Source organism: Rahnella perminowiae (genome assembly GCF_019049695.1).
Classification (GTDB): Bacteria; Pseudomonadota; Gammaproteobacteria; order Enterobacterales; family Enterobacteriaceae; genus Rahnella; species Rahnella perminowiae.
Window position 1 is genome coordinate 115,577 of the sequence record NZ_JAFMOT010000188.1, and the last position, 20,479, is coordinate 136,055.

Here is a 20,479-nt window from a genome sequence, read left to right on the forward strand (position 1 = left end):
CCCTTTCCTTCATCGTTTTATTCCGAGGTTTTCACCGGAACCGGGATGCCGGATACGATCAGGTAGACATCGTCCGCCGCAGCCGCCAGTTGCTGGTTCACCCGCCCGGCGATATCACGAAAACGTCGCGCCAGCAGGTTATCCGGCACAATGCCCATTCCGACTTCATTGGTGACGATAATCACTTCGGAGTCAGCCTGTTGCGCAACTTTCGTCAGTTGCGTGGTTTGCGCAAAAATATGCTGCTCTATCGCTTCAAAATCCATATCTTCCACCGATGTTTCACCGGCAATATCAAACAAAAGATTGGTCATCAGCGTCGTGATGCACTCGATAATAATGGTCGGAAACTGTACCTGATGCTCGAGGATGATGTTTCCCAGATCCCGGTAACTTTCAAACGTATGCCAGTGAGCCGGGCGTTGTTGCTGGTGATAACGGATACGCTCCGCCATTTCCGCATCGGTTACGACCGACGTGGCGATATACAATACTTCGCCCCCGCGTTTCTCTGCCACCTGCTCGGCAAAACGGCTCTTGCCGCTGCGGGCACCTCCGGTAATCAACATCATAATCGGCTCCTTGCGTTGTATTCATAAACAGGGTGTGTAACAGAAGATGGCTACGCCCTGAATTTTGAGCAAAAAAAACCGCAGTCACAGACTGCGGTTTATGAGCATAGACACAAGTGCCTCGCTTGTCAGCGATTAACCCCGTTTTGCCGGACCGGTAGTTCGACGGGCCGGTGCAACCTGAGTGTGGCGCTTAACAGCACGACGGATCTGGTTGGCTTTTACACGGCGACGGTCACGCTCAACCGGCAACTTACTGACGGTTTCTTCGGTCATGTCGACCAGTGTACGAAGATAGTTAATATCCGGCAGATCCAGCTCTTTGTAGCCGCCGCGAGGCAGGCCTTTAGGCAGGTTCAGATCCCCATAACGTACACGGATCAGACGGCTTACCTGTACGCCAACGGCTTCCCACAGACGACGAACTTCGCGGTTGCGCCCTTCTGTCAGGGTCACATTGTACCACTGGTTCAGACCTTCACCGCCCTGGAACTTGATCGAGCGGAATGCCGCAGGGCCGTCTTCCAGCTGCACACCACGGCTCAGTTGTTTGATTTTTTCATCATCAACCTGACCGAAAACGCGCACGGCATATTCGCGCTCAACTTCACGACTCGGGTGCATCAGGCGGTTAGCCAGTTCACCGTCGGTAGTGAATAACAGCAGACCCGAGGTGTTAACGTCCAGACGGCCTACTGCGATCCAGCGGGAACCGCGCATTTTTGGCAGACGGTCAAAAACGGTCGGGCGCCCTTCCGGATCACTGCGTGTACATAACTCGCCTTCCGGCTTGTAATATGCCAGCACGCGGCAAACGGTGTCCTGTGATTCCATCACTGACAGAACGTGGCCATCGAGACGAATTTTGGTGCCGCCGGTGACTTCCACGCGGTCGCCCAGCGTAGAAATTTTACCGTCGACGCTGACGCGGCCAGCCTGAATCATCGCTTCGACTTCACGACGTGAACCGTGGCCCGCACGAGCGAGGACTTTTTGCAGTTTTTCGCTTTGCCCTTCGGTGCTGTCCAGCGCGTTCTTCGGCTTCTGGTATTTCACTTCTTCTTCGTCACCGTTTTCATCAAACAGTGCTTCAGCTTTGGGTTTTGTCCCGCGCGGTTTCAGCGGCGCACGAGGCTTTTCACCACGGGCATTTTCCGGACGGCCGGGCTTGCCTGTACGTGGTTTTTCAATACGGGAATTTTCGATACGTGAATCGCCGCGGCCTGCGTCAGAACGTGGTTTGTCTGAACGCGGCTTGTCGCTGCGTGGTTTATCAGTACGTGGCTTTTCGCCGCGTTTTTCAGCCCGTGACGGCTCCGGACGGCTTTTTGCTGCGCCGGAATTTCTGCCACTTTTTGGCTTGTCACCAGATGGACGTGACCCTTTGGCTTTGTCGCTGGTGTGTTTCTGGGAATTATACTTCTCGCTCATTGAGCAGCCTCATTTGTCGCCTTCACAGGCGTCGGGGGGAGCCGGCAGCACGACGTTGACCCTCGTCTGCCCGCCAAAATTCAGTTATTACGTATTATTACAATGACTTATAAAAAAGCCAGCCCGCCATTATACACAGTTATCCGCAATTTGTATCCTGCAATGGTTTGTACGGGCTGTTTATTTTTCCAACAATCGTTACCGGAAAGGCGCGGGATCCCCCGCGCCTTCACGCACCACTTCCGGCGCCGCTTCGGTCAGATCAATCACTGTAGTAGGCTGCTGGCCGATAGAACCGCCATCGATCACCAGATCCACAACTTTACCCAAATGATCTCTGATATCTTCAGGATCAGATTCTGCAAAATCATTGCCCGGCAGCATCAGTGTGGTAGACATCAGCGGCTCGCCCAGCGCTTCCAGTAAGGCAATCGCAATCGGATTGGAGGGCACCCGCAGGCCAATCGTCTTACGTTTTTCGCTCATCAGGCGGCGCGGTACTTCTTTGGTGGCTTTCAGGATAAAAGTGTAATTACCCGGCGTGTTGTTTTTCATCAGCCGGAAAGCCGCGTTATCAACATGCGCGTAAGTCGATAGCTCAGACAAATCCCGGCATACCAGCGTGAAGTTATGGTTACTGTCTAACTGACGGATACGACAAATACGCTCCATGGCGTTTTTCTCTTCCAGACGGCAACCGAGCGCATAACCGGAATCTGTCGGATAGACGATAACCTGCCCTTTGCGCAGCAATTCTACGGCCTGATTAATCAGGCGGGGCTGCGGGTTTTCCGGATGGATATAAAAATATTGACTCATTGTTCCCTCTTAATTCTTCTTCTGCGGTCGTGCTTCAGACCGGTTCAATTTCAGGCTGTTCTCCCGGGGACGGCCAGTGTTGCCAGACCGGCTCTGCGCCTGCAGGAAGCCAAAGTTTTCGCCCCAGTTCAATCCACGAGCAAGGCTGATGGAAATCAGACCCCTGCGAGGCGAGCAACTGGTAATCACGGGCATAAGCCGCAAGTTGAGCACGCTCATTCGGTGCCTGCTGACATTGTGCGACTTCCATGGCATCGCCGCCTTGTTCGGCAAAGAACGCCAGTAAGCGTTTCAGCCATTTTGTGGACAGGTCATAACGTCCCGGGTGGGCGACCACCGCCTGTCCGCCAGACTGATGAATCGCATCAATCGCTTGTTCTATTGTACACCACTGTGGCGGAACGTAGCCGGTCTTGCCCTTGGCGAGGTATTTTTTGAACACCTGCGCAATATTGTCAGCCACGCCAGTTTCCACCAGATAGCGGGCAAAATGTGCACGGGTGACGGCGCCGCCATCGGCCAGACGTAATGCCCCCTCCCATGCCCCCTCGATGCGCGCTTTCGCCAGGCGTCGCCCCATTTCCCGGGCGCGCTGCTGGCGTAATTCCGCCTGTGCTTTCAGTAAATCCACCATCGCCTGATGGGCCGGGTCGATGCCCAGCCCGACAATATGAATCTCATGATTTTCCCACAGCGTAGAAATCTCGACACCGTTTACCAGTTGCAACGGCAGATGATTATCAGCTATCGCCTGCGCCGCGCGCGCCAGCCCTTCCGTGCTGTCGTGATCGGTGATCGCCAGTACACCGACACGCATTTCTACAGCACGCGCCACCAGCGCTTGCGGTGTTAAATAGCCGTCAGAGGCGGTGGTATGGCTGTGGAGATCGTAAAGAGTAAAGGCGGAGCGGGTTGTCTGGTCGTCTGCTGAAGGCAAAGTGTTTGTTGGCAAAGTCATCGTCACGTGCGGATTTAACCTGTTTCTGAATGCAGTGCATATCATAACGCGTTAGGACTTTACACGTTAGGGATGATTTCACCCGGCCATTACGCACTGTTACGGTGCTTTAACACTTTTTGCACCCTACAGGCGCACTGATGTTGGGAATGATGGAAAAAGAGGGTTGACTTTATACCGTTGAACTAGTTTACTAGTACGCAAGTTCACGGAGCAGTTCAGCAATGAACGGCGTGACAAACCGATTCAGAAAGCTTACGTTTTAAAGACGATAGCTTCTATAAACAAACAAGAGTGTCTGATGATGAAAACTCACATGATGGCGGTTCTCAGCTGGTGGCGTACTTCCCCTTGGCGGGCGGAGTAATCACGCATAGCTGTCATCAGACGCTGCAAGATTCCCGAAGCCCGCATAATGCGGGCTTTTTTGTGGCCGCCTATCAGAAATCCGTTTCACACAAACGTTGAAAAAATTTCAGGAAGCAAAATGACTATTCAGAAACCGCGTTTAGAATTGCTGACCGCAGAAGGATGTTACCGCGGCGACCCGACGGCCATTTTTCACCAGTTGTGTGGTGCCCGTCCGGCGACCCTGCTACTGGAGTCCTCCGAAGTGACCAGCAAAGAAAATCTTCAGAGCCTGCTGATTGTTGACAGCGCACTGCGTATCACTGCACTCGGTTCCCGGGTTTTAATTCAGGCACTGACGCCAAACGGCGCGTCATTACTCTCACTGATTGACGCCGCGTTACCGGCTGAAATTCGCAACGATGTGCGTCCGAACGGACGCGAACTGCGCTTCCCGTCCATTGACCAGATGCAAGACGAAGACGCCCGTCTGCGTTCACGCTCCGTGTTTGATGCATTGCGCAGTATCCTGACCTCGGTGGAAACGCCCGCTGATGAGCGCGAAGCGATGTTCCTCGGCGGTCTGTTTGCTTACGATCTGGTCGCTGGTTTTGAAGATTTACCGGTATTAGAATCCGACCAGCGGTGCCCGGATTTTTGCTTCTACCTGGCAGAAACACTGCTGGTGCTGGACCACCAGAACCGTTCATGCCGCTTGCAGGCCAGCCTGTTTACGCCGTCACCGGAAGAGAAACAGCGTCTGCATACTCGCCTTGAACAACTGCAACACCAGTTACAATTACCCCCTCATGCCATTCCGCACCAGAGCGTGCCGGAGATGCAACTGAGCGTAAATCAGAGTGATGAAGAGTTTGGTGCTGTGGTGGAGAAGATGAAAGTGGCGATCCGCGCCGGTGAGATTTTCCAGGTCGTCCCTTCCCGTCGCTTCTCACTGCCGTGCCCTGCCCCACTGGCAGCGTATGAAACACTCAAAAACAACAACCCAAGCCCGTACATGTTCTTCATGCAGGACAACGATTTCACCTTGTTCGGTGCCTCTCCGGAAAGCGCACTGAAATACGATGCGACAAACCGTCAGATTGAAATTTATCCGATTGCCGGGACACGTCCGCGTGGCCGTCGTGCTGACGGTTCACTGGATTTGGATCTCGACAGCCGTATTGAACTGGAAATGCGTACTGACCATAAAGAACTGGCCGAACATCTGATGCTGGTGGATTTAGCACGTAATGATCTGGCGCGTATCTGTGAGCCGGGCAGCCGTTATGTCGCCGACCTGACCAAAGTTGACCGTTACTCTTTCGTGATGCATCTGGTGTCCCGCGTCGTCGGCACACTGCGTCATGACCTGGACGTCCTGCACGCCTATCAGGCAGTAATGAACATGGGCACGCTGACCGGCGCACCGAAAGTTCGCGCCATGCAGTTGATTTCAGCCTCCGAGCAAACCCGTCGCGGCAGTTACGGCGGCGCAGTCGGTTATTTCACCGCTCACGGTGATTTAGACACCTGCATCGTAATCCGCTCGGCCTATGTCGAAGACGGCATCGCCACCGTACAGGCGGGCGGCGGCGTGGTTCTTGATTCCGTTCCGCAAGCCGAAGCCGACGAAACCCGTAATAAAGCCCGTGCTGTGCTGCGTGCCATCGCCACCGCCCATAATGCGAAAGAGGTATTTTAAGATGGCCGATATCTTACTCATCGATAACGTCGATTCCTTTACTTACAACCTTGTCGATCAGTTGCGTTCAAGCGGCCACAACGTGGTGATTTACCGCAATCAGATCCCGGCTGACGTCATTATCGAAAAACTCAGTCAGCTGGAAAAACCGGTGCTGGTGCTTTCGCCGGGACCGGGTACACCTTCCGAAGCCGGTTGCATGCCAGAGTTGCTCAAACGTCTGCGCGGTCAGTTGCCGATTATCGGTATCTGTCTCGGCCATCAGGCGATTGTGGAAACCTACGGTGGTTTCGTCGGGCAAGCCGGGGAAATCCTGCACGGTAAAGCCTCGGCAATTACGCATGACAATGAAGCGATGTTTGCCGGCATGCACAACCCGCTGCCGGTCGCGCGTTATCACTCGCTGGTGGGCAGCCAGATCCCCGACGGGCTGACCGTCAACGCCCGTTACGGCGATATGGTGATGGCAGTACGTCACGAAGAAGATCGGGTTTGTGGATTCCAGTTCCACCCGGAATCTATTTTAACTTCACAGGGCGCCCGTTTGCTTGAGCAGACACTGGCCTGGGCTTTGGCGTAAGGAGAACTGTCATGCAAACGCAAACTATTCCCGGCATTCTCGAAAACCTGTTTCGCGCTCAGACGATGACGCAGGAAGAAAGCCAGCAGCTATTTACCGCCATCGTGAAGGGCGAACTCGAACCGGCGCAACTGGCCGGGGCATTAATCAGCATGAAAGTGCGCGGCGAACAACCGGCTGAAATCGCCGGAGCCGCCAAAGCGTTACTGTCGCACGCCGAGCCGTTCCCGCGTCCTGATTATGCGTTCGCGGACATTGTCGGCACCGGTGGCGACGGCACCAACAGCATCAATATTTCCACCGCCAGCGCATTTGTCGCAGCGGCCTGCGGAGCCAGGGTCGCCAAACACGGCAACCGCAGTGTATCCAGCCGTTCGGGTTCTTCCGATTTACTGGCCGCGTTTGGCATCCGTCTGGATATGCCTGCGCAAGAATCACGGGCCGCGCTGGATGATCTGGGCGTGTGTTTCCTGTTTGCGCCGCAATACCACACCGGTTTCCGTCATGCGATGCCGGTACGTAAATCACTCAAAACCCGCACCCTGTTTAACGTGCTGGGTCCGCTGATTAACCCGGCGCGTCCGCCGCTGGCACTGATTGGCGTATACAGCCCTGAACTGGTGCTGCCGATTGCAGAAACATTGCGGGCGCTGGGTTATGAACGTGCAGCAGTGGTTCACGGTGGTGGGATGGATGAAGTGGCGATCCACGCAGCAACGCTGGTTGCGGAGCTGAAAGACGGTCAGATAACCACTTACGAACTGACACCACAGGACTTCGGTCTGGATAATTATCCGATTGAATCCCTGCTGGGCGGTGAGCCGGAAGAAAACCGTGACATTCTGGCACGCTTATTACAAGGTAAAGGAGATCCGGCCCATGAAGCTGCGGTAGCCGTCAATGTGGCGATGTTACTGCGTCTGTTCGGTCAGGAAGATTTAAAGCAAAACGCACAACAGGCTTTGGCCGTCATGCGCAGCGGTGAACCCTACCAGCGCGTGGTGGCACTGGCAGCAAGAGGATAAGTGATGCAGCAGGAAACGGTGCTCCACAAAATTGTTCGCGATAAAGAAATTTGGGTCGCGGCACGCAAAGAACAGCAACCACTGGCCAGCTTTCAGAATGACATAACACAGAGCCAGCGCAGTTTCTACCATGCCCTGCAAGGGGCAAGAACGGCCTTCATTCTGGAATGTAAACAAGCTTCTCCGTCGAAAGGTAAGATCCGCGAGAATTTCGATCCGGTAGAAATCGCCAGCGTGTATAAAGACTACGCTTCCGCCATCTCCGTTTTAACGGACGAGAAATACTTCCAGGGCAGTTTTGATTTCCTGCCGCTGGTGAGTAAAACCGTCACACAGCCGGTGCTGTGCAAAGATTTTATTATCGACCCGTATCAGATCCATCTGGCCCGTTTCTATCAGGCCGATGCCATTTTGCTGATGCTCTCCGTGCTCGATGATGCTCAGTACGTTCAGCTGGCGGCCGTGGCACACAGCCTGAACATGGGTATTTTGACGGAAGCCAGTAATGAAGAAGAACTGGATCGCGCCGTTAAACTGAAAGCCAAAGTCGTCGGTATCAATAACCGTGACCTGCGCGATTTATCCATCGACCTTAACCGCACCCGTGAGCTGGCACCGCGCGTACCGCATGGTGTCACGGTCATCAGTGAATCAGGTATTAATACCTACGGACAAATCCGTGAACTCAGCCGCTTCGCCAATGGCTTCCTGATCGGCAGCGCCCTGATGTCAGAACAAGACCTGAGCAGCGCCGTGCGTCGCGTGCTGCTGGGTGAAAACAAGGTCTGTGGCCTGACCCGCCCTCAGGATGCCAAAGCCGCGCACCAGGCTGGCGCTATTTATGGCGGATTGATTTTTGTACAAGCGTCACCGCGCTTCGTAACCCAAACGCTGGCGAAAGAAGTACAGAACGGTGCGCCGCTTAAATATGTCGGCGTATTCCGTGATGAGCCAGTCAGTAAGGTGGCAGAAACTGCGCAGACCCTGAATCTGACCGCCGTGCAACTTCATGGAGATGAAAGCCAGGCGTATATCGACGCACTGCGCACAGCATTGCCGCAAACGGTTCAGATCTGGAAGGCGCTGAGTGTCAAAGACACCGTTCCGGCACGCAACCTGAATCACGTCGACCGCTACGTGCTGGACAACGGTAAAGGTGGCACCGGTTATCGTTTCGACTGGAGCACGCTGGCCGGGCAGGATTTGAGCAATGTGCTGCTGGCTGGCGGACTAAGCGCTGATAATTGCGTCCAGGCCGCGCAGCTCGGTTGCGCAGGGCTGGATTTCAACTCCGGTGTTGAAAGCGAACCTGGCATCAAAGATGCTGAAAAAATTACCGCCGTATTCCAGACATTGCGGGCGTATTAAGCCACACGCAATGACGCAAAAATTGACAGACAGGACGCAATAACATGACTTTACTTAATCCCTACTTCGGCGAATTTGGCGGCCAGTACGTCCCGCAAATTCTGATGCCTGCGCTGGCTCAGCTGGAAGAAGCTTTTGTCAGTGCGCAGCGCGACCCTGAGTTTCAGGCTGAATTCATTGATTTACTGAAAAACTACGCAGGCCGTCCGACGGCGCTGACCCTGTGTAAGAACCTGACAGCAGGAACCAAAACCAAGCTTTATCTTAAGCGTGAAGATTTGCTGCATGGCGGCGCACATAAAACTAACCAGGTGTTGGGTCAGGCATTGCTGGCCAAACGCATGGGCAAAACGGAAATCATCGCCGAAACCGGTGCAGGTCAGCATGGCGTGGCATCGGCACTGGCCTGTGCACTGCTCGGCCTGAAATGCCGCATTTATATGGGCGCAAAAGACATTGAGCGTCAGTCGCCAAACGTATTCCGTATGCGTCTGATGGGGGCTGAAGTCATCCCGGTGCACAGCGGTTCTTCCACGTTGAAAGATGCCTGTAATGAGGCGCTGCGTGACTGGTCCGGCAGCTATGAGAAATCGCACTACATGCTCGGGACGGCAGCGGGTCCCCATCCGTATCCGACCATCGTACGTGAATTCCAGCGCATGATCGGCGAAGAAACCAAGTCACAAATGCAGGAACGCGAAGGCTGTCTGCCGGATGCCGTCATTGCCTGCGTCGGCGGGGGGTCTAATGCGATCGGTATGTTTGCCGATTTTATCGACGATACCAGTGTGAAGCTGATTGGCGTCGAACCCGGCGGTCTGGGCATTGAAACCGGCCAACATGGTGCCCCGCTGAAACATGGCCACGTGGGCATTTACTTCGGCATGAAAGCGCCAATGATGCAAACTTCAGAAGGCCAGATTGAAGAGTCTTACTCTATTTCTGCCGGTCTGGATTTTCCGTCCGTTGGTCCGCAACACGCCTTCCTCAACAGCATTGGCCGTGCAGAATATGTCTCAATCACCGATGATGAGGCGCTGGACGCGTTTAAAGAATTGTCCCGCCATGAAGGGATTATTCCGGCCCTGGAATCCTCTCATGCGCTGGCTTACGCGCTGAAACTGATCAAGGAAACGCCTGAAAAAGAACAGATTCTGGTGGTTAACCTGTCCGGACGCGGCGACAAAGACATTTTCACCGTACACGACATCCTGACTGCCCGGGGAGAAATTTAATGGAACGTTATCAGCAATTATTCAAGCGTCTGGAAAGCAAAAAAGAAGGGGCGTTTGTTCCTTTCGTCACGCTGGGCGATCCGGGCGTTGAGCTGTCACTGTCAATTATCGATACGCTGATTGAAGCCGGTGCCGACGCACTGGAACTGGGTGTCCCGTTCTCCGATCCTCTGGCTGATGGCCCGACCATTCAGAATGCAAACCTGCGCGCGTTTGCTGCGGGTGTGACGCCGACACAATGCTTCAATATGCTGGCACGCATCCGTGAAAAACATCCGGATATCCCGATTGGGCTGCTCATGTATGCCAATCTTGTGTTCCACAACGGCATTGAAACCTTCTATCAGCGTTGCGCTGAAGTGGGTGTTGATTCGGTGTTGGTTGCCGATGTGCCATTTGAAGAGTCTGCGCCATTCCGTGCTGCCGCGTTGCGCCACGGCATCGCCCCTATCTTTATCTGCCCGCCAAATGCTTCTGATGATTTGCTGCGTGAAATTTCGTCCCATGGCCGCGGATATACTTATTTGCTGTCACGCGCAGGTGTGACGGGGACGGAAAAACGTGCACTGACGCCGTTGAATCACTTAGTGGATAAGCTTCGTGAATACCATGCAGCGCCGCCTTTACAGGGTTTCGGTATCTCCGAACCTGCGCAGGTGAAAGAAACGCTGGCTGCGGGAGCTGCCGGGGCTATTTCCGGTTCAGCGACCGTGCGCATTATCGAAAACAATCTGCATCAGCCTTCCGAAATGTTGGCCCAGCTTTCCCGTTTCGTCAGTGAAATGAAAGCGGCCACACGTCCTCAGTAAATATTCTCTGACAGAACCTCAGCCACAGAGTGACTAAGGTTCTGTTTCTTTTAATTTCTTACTATTTTTAACCCCGCTTAATTTGTATTACTCCTTTTAATAATCCACACTAAAATTACTCTGTACATCAATGATATTTTGCACGATGTGAATATCGCTGATTCCGTAAGAGTTTGTTTCTTTTGGTTTTATAACAAATCATGGAGAGTTATTTATGAAGCTATTCAAAACATTGTCCGCGTTCTGCATGGCAGCGGTTGTGGTCATGGCTGTTGCCGCTTGTGCGCCGACTAAAAAATCAGAAGGAACAGGGGGTTATATCGATGACACCGTCGTGACAACCAAAGTTAAATCTGCACTGCTGGCAGATAAGAGCATTAAATCCACTGAGATCAGCGTAGAGACCTTTAAAGGCCGTGTGCAGTTGAGTGGTTTTGTGACATCAACAGCGGATGCAAACCGTGCAGTTGAAGTCACTCGCGGCGTGGCCGGTGTGCGTTCTATTGAGAATGACATGCGGCTGAAATAGTCAGTAAGTCTCTAAACAGAAAATCGAAGAGGCGCCGAAGCGCCTCTTTTTTGTGCCGTCTTTTTAAAGATCAGAAACGATAGCCGACGCCAAACATAAAGACCCATGGGTCGATCCGGGTGTTGATGTTTTGCTGCTCGCCACCGGCTTTGAATTTAACTTCCGTATCAATATCCATCCACCAGACAGACATGTTAATCAACCAGTTATCGTCCAGGTTGTAATCGAGACCGGCTTGTGTGGCCACCCCCCAGGAATCTTTGACACTTAAATCTGAAAGCCCGGCATCACGACCCGTCTGGTTGAAATCCGTGTCATAAAAGGTGGTGTAGTTGATACCCACACCGAGGTACGGACGCAATTTATCCTGCCGGTCACCAAAGTAATACTGTGCCATCAGAGACGGGGGTAACTGTTTCACTTCTGCAATCGTTCCGGTACTTTGCAGACCGACTTTGTGTTGGAACGGTGTCGCTGCCAGCAACTCCATGCCGATATTGTCCGTAAACATGTAGCCAAGGGTTAACCCCATCTGCGTGTTGTTATTGATATTAAAAGAACCCAGGCCCAGTACATTGTCCGAACCTTCGGTCGGACGAACCGTGGCTGTCCCTACGCGAAAAATCACATCCCCTGCCTGATGTGCGCTTGAGACTGCCGGAAATGCCGCTGCTGCGACTAATGCCCAATATGCTGCTTTCATTGTCCCTTCCCTTAGTGTGGATTATTTATCAACGGCGCGCATGATACCTACTCTTTGGTATGGTTTGATCAATGCGGGATCACATCTTTAAAACAAAAAGTAAGAAAATGCATCTTCCGCAAAGCGATCTAAATCTATAAAAACAAAGGAATTGATCTGAATCAAAAATGAGGAGATTTTGATGTTTTGTTAACACGTGATATTTCAGTTGCTAAAAAAAATAGCGCTGAGTAATTTGCTTACTCACTGTTGGTTTTGGTTGGGTGCCGTAAGGAGTCGGTAGCTTCCAAGATGGGCGAAATTAACAATCCTTGTATGACCTGTGGCGCATGCTGCGCTTATTTTCGCGTTTCATTTTACTGGGCTGAGTCTGAAGAGGCTGGCGGATGTGTTCCGCAGGCATTGACAGAACAGGTCACTCCTTTCCTGAGCTGCATGCAAGGCACAAACAGTAAAACGCCGCGCTGTGTTGCCCTGGAGGGAGAAGTGGGACACGCGGTTTCCTGTTCTGTTTACCTCAACCGGCCCACACCGTGTCGCGAATTCGATCAGTCAGGGTTGAATGGTGTCACCAATGCCGCCTGCGATCGTGCCCGGGCTCAATATGGTTTACCTCCTCTGAATGTCGATTTGCCGACCATTGATCTCACCCACCTCAGTTGCGTTCCGGCAGAGATTCATCGACAGGTCTGATAGGAAAACAGCGCAAAACTATCGGCGGGAGGCATTTAAAGGGTACAATCCCCGCCTTATTGATTTTTGCTTTTTGCCAAGGAGCGTCCATGTCTATCACGGCCAGTACATTGTACCGTGACAGTTATAATTTTTTGCGTAATCAGATGAGTAGCGTTTTGGCGCTTTCGGTTCTGGCCGCACTAATCACCGTCATATTAAGCTGGGTGTTAAGTCCCTCAGCTGAACAGATCGAGGCTATCGGGCAACTGATGAGCAACATCACCGGCATGAACGTCGGCGATATGATGGGATACATTGAACAGCAGGTAACTCCGGAGCAGCAAAGCGCGATTTTCCGTTACAGCCTGGCCGCTTTGCTGTCAACGCTTGCCGGAAACGTTATTCTGGTTGGCGGTGTCCTGACGTTGATCCAGCTGGTTTCCCAGGGCATTCGCGCCAGTATCACGCAAATTATGACCGCGTCGCTGCCTGTCTTGCCACGTCTGGCCATTTTGTTGTTTATTTACAGCATCATGTTCCGTATCGGCCTGGCGCTGCTGTTTGTTCCGGCCTTCCTGATTGCGATTGCATGGTCAATGGCACCGGTTATTTCCTGTAAAGAGAATGCGGGCGTGTTCAAAGCGATGCGTCTGAGCACCCGTCTGGCCTTCAGCCATGTCCGCCTGGTTGCCCCGGCCGTGATGCTGTGGATCGTTGCCCAGGTCGTACTGATGTTGTTTGTTGGCGTGCTGAGCGCGTTGAATCCAATGATTGGGGCAGTGATACTCGGCGCACTGAGTAATATTATCAGTGCCTTCATGCTGATTTATCTGTTCCGTCTTTACATGAAATTACATGCTTAACAGAGACATCACTTTTTCAGGGGCGCTGCGGCGCCCTTTTCTTTTGTCCGCGAAATGATTCCGGTATAGTCATACCATACGTAAAACATGGAATGAAGTATGAAGCAGCTCCTCGATTTTCTTCCCCTGATTGTTTTTTTTGTGGTTTATAAGCTTTACGACATTTTTGTCGCTTCTGGCGCATTAATTGCTGCCACTGCGTTAGCGTTAGTCATTACCTGGATTCTGTATCGCAAAATCGAGAAGATGACGTTAATCACCTTCGCGATGGTCGCTGTTTTCGGCACCCTGACACTGGTTTTCCATAATGATGAATTTATCAAATGGAAAGTGACAGTTATCTATGTTCTGTTCTCCGGCGCACTACTGATTAGCCAGCTGGTGCTGAAAAAGCCTTTAATCCAGCGCATGTTGGGCAAAGAACTGACTTTGCCGGATCACGTATGGAATAAACTGAACGTCAGCTGGGCCATCTTTTTCCTGCTGTGCGGGCTGGCTAATATTTACGTGGCATTCTGGTTACCGCAAAATATCTGGGTTAACTTCAAGGTCTTCGGCCTGACCGTGCTGACATTGGTCTTTACGCTGTTAAGCGGTGTTTACATTTACCGGCATATGCCGGACGATGAAAAAAAATAAGCATTCTTCTGCACGGGCCTTTCTTTGAAAGGCCTTACTTATTATTAAGCCCCACATGATTCGGGTGACTGAATGCAGCCAACACGTCTGCGGCCTGAAATATGGCGGGCTTTGTGTGAAGCCACTTTATGAACGAAAAACATAGCTTACCCAATGGTGAAATGGTGTTGCGTACGCTGGCTATGCCAGCAGACACCAATGCGAATGGTGATATCTTTGGCGGATGGCTGATGTCACAGATGGATATGGGCGGTGCGATTCAGGCGAAGGAAATTGCCAAGGGTCGCGTAGTGACCGTACGCGTTGACGGCATGACGTTTCTTAAACCGGTGGCTGTCGGTGATGTGGTGTGCTGTTATGCACGCTGCATCCGTACCGGTAACAGCTCGATCACCATCAATGTGGAAGTATGGGTGAAGAAGGTCTCTTCTGAGCCTATCGGTCAGCGTTACAGAGCCACTGAAGCGGTATTTACTTACGTCGCTGTGGATGACGAAGGAAAATCGCGCCAGTTGCCTGATGGTCGCAGCAATTTCAGTGTCGATTCCGAGGGTGTTTCTCAGGATTAAGACGGTTTTACACTACCGTTAAGTAAAAAGGTCGCCTCCCGGGGCGACCTTTTTTGCATATAAATCACAGGTAATGCCAGCTTGCGGCTTATTCGACAGCAGAACCGCCTTTAATTCTGAACACCAGGTTCACAACAAGATTACTGGCAGCCTTCGGTTCATAGCGCCATTTGCTCATCGCCTGTTTCACTTCGCGCTCAAACATATTGCGCGGCTCAGCGGAAAGAACACGTATGTTCTGCACGCGGCCATCACTGTCCACATCAAACTGCACGCGGACACGCCCTTCGATACGTAAAGCCAGTGCACGCGCCGGATAAGCCGGTTCGCCTCGTTGCAATGGCCGCGGGCCGGTATCGCTCTGCGCATTGGCAGATGCCGGTGGCTGGCTAACAGGTTTCGTGAACGGCTGGTTGCTGGTGACGGGCGCAGTTTTTACTGTTTGCGTCGGCTTTTCGACCGGCCGTTCAACAGGCTTCACCTTCGGTTTAACAACCGGCTTCTTCACCGGTTTTGGCTTCGGCTTAGGGGGTTGCGGAATGACAACAGCCTCAGGCGGCGGCGGTGGTTCTGGCACGACTTCAGGTTGCGGTTCCGGCGCCGGTGGTGTCGGTTCAGGTTGTGGCGGTGGCGGCGGCGGTGCAAAGTCGGCCGGATTGACCATCGTTACGCTCATCACCTTTTGATCCTGGTTGGGCAATTTGATGGACTTGCCCACCGTCATATACAACACACCGGCAATGACTGCGACATGTAAACTGACAGCAAGGACCACCGGCACTGTCACCTTGCGGATAAATCTAAACTTTTTTAGCGGCATAATGATTCATTTTCCCCGTGAAGCCGCAAGTTTAAATGTAAATAGCAATCATATTCAACACCGAGATGACAACTATTCTCAAATAACCTCTGGTTTGATCCTACGCAAAGCGCTTTCCCCGGACTTCAGGTTTAGCTATGTTAATTCTGCAAAATGGTCAGGCAGCATCTTGTTGCCTAAAATTGCTCAATAACCCCCCTTTAAAGGTGACTCATGCTTTACGTTATTTATTCTGAAGATGTTTCTGACTCGCTGGAAAAACGCGCTGCGGCACGCCCTGCTCATATCGAACGCCTGAAAAAATTACATGAACAAGGCCGCGTGCTGATTGCGGGCCCGACGCCGTCCATAGACAGCGAAGATCCAGGTGCGGCCGGAATGACCGGTTCCGTACTGATTGTCGAATTCGAGACGCTGGAAGATGCCAAAGTGTGGGCGGATGCCGACCCGTACGTTAAAGCGGGTGTATATAAAGCCGTGACCGTCAAACCATTCAAACGCGTATTTTGATGTTTTACGGGCAGTTTACCGGGCTGCCCGTGGTTCTCCGCACCTTCCTGCCCTCTCTTTAATCAACTTTACTTTTGCTTACGTCAGTTGATTGTCTAAATATCCGGTTACTCAAACAGTTACCTGCGGCCTTTTCCTTTAACAACAGAGCGGAGAATCCGATATGCAATGTCCGGTATGTAAAGAAAGTCAGTTAGTGATGTCCGAACGTCAGGGCATTGAAATCGATTATTGTCCTGACTGTCGCGGTGTATGGCTGGATCGCGGTGAGCTGGATAAAATCATCGAGAAATCTGCTGCGTCACAGCCCACAGAACGGCCTGCAACGGCACGCTACGAAGAACATGACCGTCGGGATGATCATCGGCCGCAAGGCAATTACGACAACCGCGGGCATTACTCGTCTCAAAAGCCCTATAAAAAGAAGAGCTTCCTTTCAGAGCTTTTCGACTGATTTCTGTCATCCCACGCCATGACATCACACCTCATGGCGTGATTCCCCGCATGCCGTCACATTGTATTCATCGCTTCTGTGTTAGAATGTTTACCCCTGCCCATGAGGTAAGCATTATGTCATTCTTCGACGGACTGAAGTTTCTAACCAGCACGACCACGAAGGTCACCTGCCCGGAATGCGGTTATGTTTCGGAACAGATAAGCGCGAAGGTGCGCAAAAACTCCACTCTGGTCTGCAAAAAATGTGGTGCGCTTTTTCAGCCTAAATCCCGCTAATCAGGCATTCCATTCGTAGTTCACGGCATACAGCGCAAGACGCTGGTGCTGCTGATGATGGATTTGACGGATACGATAAATGTGGCGATAGCGCCTTGACTGCCCTTCCAGCCAGCGACTTCTCCTGCGTTGAGACTGGCGCAACATCCGCCACCGGCCGACTTCATTTTTACTGCGTTTCATTCACTTGTGTCCCGTAATGCCCGTGGCTGCTTCTTTAACGAAAGCGCTTCTTTTACAGAAAGTGTCTTAAGCGGAAAAACTGCGGAACATTATAGGCCGATGACGTTGTGATCCAAGTCTTGTTTTCCTCCTGCTTCCACGTTATCAGCTAACATTGATATCAGGACGATGACCCTTTTATTAACCGGAAACATATTACAGAGGTAGCTGATTGATTAGCAGGATAAAGTTAGTTAAAAGGTTTCTCCTTTCACGTACACTCATGCCGATGGCTTGCGAACAGGACTTTTCGCCTTTATGACAACATTTTATACGGTAATCAGTGGCCTTCTGGTTTTCGGTTACTGGTTACTGATTGCCGGCGTCACCTTACGCATTCTGATGAAGCGCCGCGCAGTTCCGTCAGCCATGGCATGGCTGTTGATCATCTACATCATTCCGCTGGTCGGTATTATTGCCTATCTCTCATTTGGGGAATTGCACTTAGGCAAACGCCGTGCTGAACGGGCAAAAGCCATGTGGCCTTCCACTGCCCGCTGGCTCAATGATCTCAAAGACTGTAAGCGTATTTTTGCCACTGAGAACAGTGAAATTGCCGCCTCACTTTTCCAGCTCTGCGAGCGCCGTCAGGGTATTGCCGGCGTAAAAGGCAATCAGTTGCAATTGCTGACCACCAGCGATGACGTGCTTCACGCAATGATGCGAGATATCGGGCTGGCGCGCAGCAACATCGAAATGGTGTTCTATATCTGGCAGCCGGGCGGTCTGGTTGATCAGGTCGCGGAATCTCTGATGGCGGCTTCACGCCGTGGTATTCATTGCCGTCTGATGCTGGATTCTGCGGGCAGCGTTGCCTTTTTCCGCAGCCCCTATCCGGCAATGATGCGCAACGCCGGTATCGAAGTCGTTGAAGCGTTACAGGTGAATCTTTTCCGTGTGTTCCTGCGTCGTATGGATCTGCGCCAGCACCGTAAAGTGGTACTTATCGACAACTATGTCGCCTATACCGGCAGCATGAATATGGTTGACCCGCGTTACTTTAAACAAGATGCTGGCGTTGGCCAGTGGGTTGATTTGATGGCCCGTATGGAAGGCCCTGTCGCGACCACGATGGGCATTGTATATTCGTGCGACTGGGAGATTGAAACCGGTAAACGTATTCTGCCGCCGGAACCGGATCTCAACCAGATGCCGTTCGAGCAGGAGAGCGGCCATACTATTCAGGTGATCGCTTCCGGTCCGGGCTTCCCGGAAGATATGATCCATCAGGCGCTGCTGACCGCCACCTATTCTGCACGCGAACAGCTGGTTATGACGACGCCGTATCTCGTGCCAAGTGATGATTTGCTGCACGCAATTTGTACCGCAGCGCAGCGCGGGGTGGATGTCAGTATCATTCTGCCGATGAAGAACGACTCAATGATGGTGGACTGGGCAAGTAAGGCTTTTTTTGGCGAATTGCTGGAAGCCGGTGTCAAAATTTATCAGTTCGAAGACGGTCTGCTGCATACCAAAAGTATCCTGGTCGATGGTCAGCTCAGTCTGGTCGGTACCGTGAATCTGGATATGCGCAGCCTGTGGCTCAATTTTGAGATAACGCTGGTCATTGATGACGCCGGATTTGGTGATGATTTAGGCCATGTGCAGGAAGATTATATCGCCCGCTCACATTTGCTGGATGTGGAAGCCTGGCTTAAACGTCCTTTCTGGCACCGCATCGTCGAACGTTTGTTCTACTTTTTCAGTCCGCTGCTGTAAAAGCCGCGGCGGGCATGATGTAATATACGCAGTACCGGCTTGAACCAGCCTGAATACACTCATCTGTAAACGAGAATGATATGGACCTGAATAATCGCCTGACCGAAGACGAAACGCTTGAACAAGCCTACGACATCTTTCTGGAACTGGCCGGAGATAACCTTGATCCTGCAGATATTTTGATCTTCAATCTGCAATTTGAAGAACGTGGTGGCGCTGAATTATATGATCCGGCTGAAGACTGGGTTGAGCATGTGGATTTTGACTTAAATCCGGACTTCTTTGCTGAAGTAGTGATTGGTCTGGCTGATGCGGAAGACCAGCCTATCAATGATATCTTTGCCCGTGTTCTGCTGTGTCGCGAGAAAGACCATAAACTTTGCCACATTTTGTGGAAAGAGTAATCTTCTCCGTCGACCTTCAGACTGGTTCTGTGTGGCTGCTTTCATTCCCCCCTGAGGCTCACCCTGCGGGCCAGCGCTAGCGCTTTTAAAATCGTTTCCTGACCGATTTGTCATTCAGTTGCCGCCTTGACCCAATCTGAATGACTTAGCAGAAGAATACGAAGATGAAAAAAAACCTGCCAGTGGCAGGTTTTTTTATGCTTTCCGTTCAGATCAAATCATCAGAGCGGATCCACTTTCAGGCAGGATACCGCATGGCGGAAGCTGCCTTCCAGCAACGGACGGGTGATTGCACATTCAGGTCCGGCAATCGGACAGCGGGTGCGGAACACACAGCCTGAGGGTGGATTGATGGGTGAAGGTAATTCCCCTTCAAGCAACTGAATCACTTTGTTGCGCTCTTTGTCCGGGTCCGGCACCGGCACTGCAGACATCAGTGCACGGGTATACGGGTGCTGAGGATTGTTATAGACCTCATCATAAGTGCCCAGTTCAACGGCGTGCCCGAGGTACATCACCAGAACACGGTCAGAGATGTGCTTCACCACGGCCAGATCATGTGCGATGAAAATCAGTGACAACCCCATTTCACGCTGCAACTGCTGAAGCAGGTTAACCACCTGCGCCTGAATAGACACATCCAGTGCCGAGACAGGTTCATCACAGATAATCAGTTTCGGCTCAAGGATCAGTGCACGCGCAATGCCAATACGCTGACATTGCCCCCCGGAGAATTCATGGGGATAACGGTTAATCAGGTTAGGCAACAGCCCGACCTTTAACATCATTGCCTTCACTTTTTCCTTCACTTCAAGGCGAGGCATTTTCGGATTATACGTTTTCAGGGGTTCAGCGATGATTTCGCCGATGGTCATCCGCGGGTTCAGGGAAGCCAGCGGATCCTGGAAAATCATCTGGATATCGCTGCGTGTATGACGCCACTCGCTGTCCGACATATTCAGCAGATCTTTACCCAGCCAGGCAACACGGCCGTCAGTGGCTTTCACCAGACCAATCAGTGCACGGGCAAAGGTCGATTTACCGCAACCTGACTCCCCCACCACGCCCAGCGTTTCCCCTTCATAAAGGCGCAGGGTCACACCGTCAACGGCTTTCAGGGTCTTCGAAGGCTGCCAGAACCACTGTTTACCGTCTTTGATGTCGAAATGGACTTTAAGATCTGCCACTTCGAGCAGAACTTTTTTCTCAGGCGCATGGGTATTTATTGCCGCACTGTTCATGATTGT

22 protein-coding genes, 1 pseudogene and 1 other annotated feature are annotated in these 20,479 nt (G+C 52.1%); of the genes and pseudogenes, 15 read left to right on the forward strand and 8 right to left on the reverse strand.

Annotated elements, in window-relative coordinates:
* Positions 1 to 17: 17 nt before the first annotated feature.
* The 4 genes from cobU to rnm form a co-directional block, all read right to left on the reverse strand.
* The gene (cobU, locus tag J1781_RS24065) at positions 18 to 572 is read right to left on the reverse strand and encodes a bifunctional adenosylcobinamide kinase/adenosylcobinamide-phosphate guanylyltransferase (protein ID WP_129990392.1); all 555 of its coding nucleotides are present in this window, start codon (positions 570 to 572) and stop codon (positions 18 to 20) included.
* A 135-nt stretch (positions 573 to 707) separates the two neighbouring features.
* Entirely contained in the window at positions 708 to 1,628 is a 921-nt protein-coding gene (gene rluB / locus J1781_RS24070; protein WP_233432907.1) for a 23S rRNA pseudouridine(2605) synthase RluB, read from the reverse strand.
* Between the two features lie 573 nt (positions 1,629 to 2,201).
* Positions 2,202 to 2,822: an L-threonylcarbamoyladenylate synthase gene (locus tag J1781_RS24075; RefSeq protein WP_129951565.1), complete on the reverse strand. Its 621-nt coding sequence runs from the start codon at positions 2,820 to 2,822 to the stop codon at positions 2,202 to 2,204.
* Positions 2,823 to 2,856: 34 nt separating this feature from the next.
* Entirely contained in the window at positions 2,857 to 3,780 is a 924-nt protein-coding gene (gene rnm / locus J1781_RS24080) for an RNase RNM (RefSeq protein ID WP_129952123.1), read from the reverse strand.
* A gap of 328 nt (positions 3,781 to 4,108) precedes the next feature.
* Positions 4,109 to 4,211: a sequence feature (Trp leader region), on the forward strand.
* Between the two features lie 56 nt (positions 4,212 to 4,267).
* On the opposite strand from rnm, the gene J1781_RS24085 reads away from it, so the two are divergent.
* The 6 genes and pseudogenes from J1781_RS24085 to J1781_RS24115 all read left to right on the forward strand — a co-directional run bounded on the left by J1781_RS24085 (position 4,268) and on the right by J1781_RS24115 (position 11,376).
* Entirely contained in the window at positions 4,268 to 5,830 is a 1,563-nt protein-coding gene (locus tag J1781_RS24085; RefSeq protein ID WP_129951566.1) for an anthranilate synthase component 1, read from the forward strand.
* Between the two features lies 1 nt (position 5,831).
* Positions 5,832 to 7,435, forward strand: a pseudogene (gene trpD, locus J1781_RS26275) (bifunctional anthranilate synthase glutamate amidotransferase component TrpG/anthranilate phosphoribosyltransferase TrpD).
* A gap of 3 nt (positions 7,436 to 7,438) precedes the next feature.
* Positions 7,439 to 8,803, forward strand: coding sequence for a bifunctional indole-3-glycerol-phosphate synthase TrpC/phosphoribosylanthranilate isomerase TrpF (gene trpCF / locus J1781_RS24100; protein WP_217234300.1), 1,365 nt, complete (start codon positions 7,439 to 7,441; stop codon positions 8,801 to 8,803).
* 44 nt (positions 8,804 to 8,847) lie between these two features.
* A complete protein-coding gene (gene trpB / locus J1781_RS24105) occupies positions 8,848 to 10,038 on the forward strand; it encodes a tryptophan synthase subunit beta (RefSeq protein ID WP_129951570.1) in 1,191 nt (396 codons plus the stop codon).
* Positions 10,038 to 10,847, forward strand: a complete 810-nt coding sequence (gene trpA, locus J1781_RS24110) for a tryptophan synthase subunit alpha (protein ID WP_217234301.1) — start codon at positions 10,038 to 10,040, stop codon at positions 10,845 to 10,847. The genes trpB and trpA overlap by 1 nt, the downstream gene beginning before the upstream one ends.
* A gap of 214 nt (positions 10,848 to 11,061) precedes the next feature.
* The gene (locus tag J1781_RS24115; RefSeq protein ID WP_129990395.1) at positions 11,062 to 11,376 is read left to right on the forward strand and encodes a BON domain-containing protein; all 315 of its coding nucleotides are present in this window, start codon (positions 11,062 to 11,064) and stop codon (positions 11,374 to 11,376) included.
* Between the two features lie 70 nt (positions 11,377 to 11,446).
* Here J1781_RS24115 and ompW read toward each other — a convergent pair whose 3' ends face one another.
* Positions 11,447 to 12,079, reverse strand: a complete 633-nt coding sequence (gene ompW / locus J1781_RS24120; RefSeq protein WP_217158980.1) for an outer membrane protein OmpW — start codon at positions 12,077 to 12,079, stop codon at positions 11,447 to 11,449.
* 291 nt (positions 12,080 to 12,370) lie between these two features.
* On the opposite strand from ompW, the gene J1781_RS24125 reads away from it, so the two are divergent.
* The 4 genes from J1781_RS24125 (at position 12,371) to yciA (ending at position 14,825) form a co-directional block, all read left to right on the forward strand.
* Entirely contained in the window at positions 12,371 to 12,772 is a 402-nt protein-coding gene (locus J1781_RS24125) for a YkgJ family cysteine cluster protein (RefSeq protein ID WP_129951603.1), read from the forward strand.
* Positions 12,773 to 12,861: 89 nt separating this feature from the next.
* The gene (locus J1781_RS24130; RefSeq protein ID WP_129951604.1) at positions 12,862 to 13,617 is read left to right on the forward strand and encodes a YciC family protein; all 756 of its coding nucleotides are present in this window, start codon (positions 12,862 to 12,864) and stop codon (positions 13,615 to 13,617) included.
* Positions 13,618 to 13,716: 99 nt separating this feature from the next.
* Complete coding sequence (locus J1781_RS24135) at positions 13,717 to 14,256, forward strand: septation protein A (RefSeq protein WP_015697091.1); 540 nt, start codon at positions 13,717 to 13,719, stop codon at positions 14,254 to 14,256.
* A 128-nt stretch (positions 14,257 to 14,384) separates the two neighbouring features.
* A complete protein-coding gene (yciA, locus tag J1781_RS24140; RefSeq protein ID WP_095921650.1) occupies positions 14,385 to 14,825 on the forward strand; it encodes an acyl-CoA thioester hydrolase YciA in 441 nt (146 codons plus the stop codon).
* 88 nt (positions 14,826 to 14,913) lie between these two features.
* Here the strand turns inward: yciA and J1781_RS24145 are convergent, their stop codons facing one another.
* On the reverse strand, positions 14,914 to 15,645 hold the full coding sequence (locus J1781_RS24145) for an energy transducer TonB (protein ID WP_129951605.1): 732 nt from the start codon (positions 15,643 to 15,645) through the stop codon (positions 14,914 to 14,916).
* A gap of 213 nt (positions 15,646 to 15,858) precedes the next feature.
* Between J1781_RS24145 and J1781_RS24150 the strand changes: the two genes are divergently transcribed.
* The 3 genes from J1781_RS24150 to J1781_RS24160 all read left to right on the forward strand — a co-directional run bounded on the left by J1781_RS24150 (position 15,859) and on the right by J1781_RS24160 (position 16,887).
* Positions 15,859 to 16,155, forward strand: a complete 297-nt coding sequence (locus tag J1781_RS24150) for a YciI family protein (RefSeq protein WP_129951606.1) — start codon at positions 15,859 to 15,861, stop codon at positions 16,153 to 16,155.
* Positions 16,156 to 16,318: 163 nt separating this feature from the next.
* Positions 16,319 to 16,609 (forward strand): TFIIB-type zinc ribbon-containing protein, encoded by a 291-nt coding sequence (locus tag J1781_RS24155; RefSeq protein WP_217234302.1) that lies wholly within the window; start codon positions 16,319 to 16,321, stop codon positions 16,607 to 16,609.
* A 116-nt stretch (positions 16,610 to 16,725) separates the two neighbouring features.
* Positions 16,726 to 16,887, forward strand: a complete 162-nt coding sequence (locus J1781_RS24160; protein WP_217138343.1) for a YnfU family zinc-binding protein — start codon at positions 16,726 to 16,728, stop codon at positions 16,885 to 16,887.
* Here J1781_RS24160 and J1781_RS24165 read toward each other — a convergent pair whose 3' ends face one another.
* Complete coding sequence (locus J1781_RS24165; protein WP_129951608.1) at positions 16,888 to 17,070, reverse strand: YciY family protein; 183 nt, start codon at positions 17,068 to 17,070, stop codon at positions 16,888 to 16,890.
* 297 nt (positions 17,071 to 17,367) lie between these two features.
* Between J1781_RS24165 and cls the strand changes: the two genes are divergently transcribed.
* Complete coding sequence (gene cls / locus J1781_RS24170; RefSeq protein ID WP_129951609.1) at positions 17,368 to 18,828, forward strand: cardiolipin synthase; 1,461 nt, start codon at positions 17,368 to 17,370, stop codon at positions 18,826 to 18,828.
* An 80-nt stretch (positions 18,829 to 18,908) separates the two neighbouring features.
* The gene (locus J1781_RS24175) at positions 18,909 to 19,232 is read left to right on the forward strand and encodes an HI1450 family dsDNA-mimic protein (protein WP_013575941.1); all 324 of its coding nucleotides are present in this window, start codon (positions 18,909 to 18,911) and stop codon (positions 19,230 to 19,232) included.
* 221 nt (positions 19,233 to 19,453) lie between these two features.
* Here the strand turns inward: J1781_RS24175 and oppF are convergent, their stop codons facing one another.
* A complete protein-coding gene (gene oppF, locus J1781_RS24180) occupies positions 19,454 to 20,473 on the reverse strand; it encodes a murein tripeptide/oligopeptide ABC transporter ATP binding protein OppF (RefSeq protein ID WP_205951566.1) in 1,020 nt (339 codons plus the stop codon).
* Positions 20,474 to 20,479: the final 6 nt, after the last annotated feature.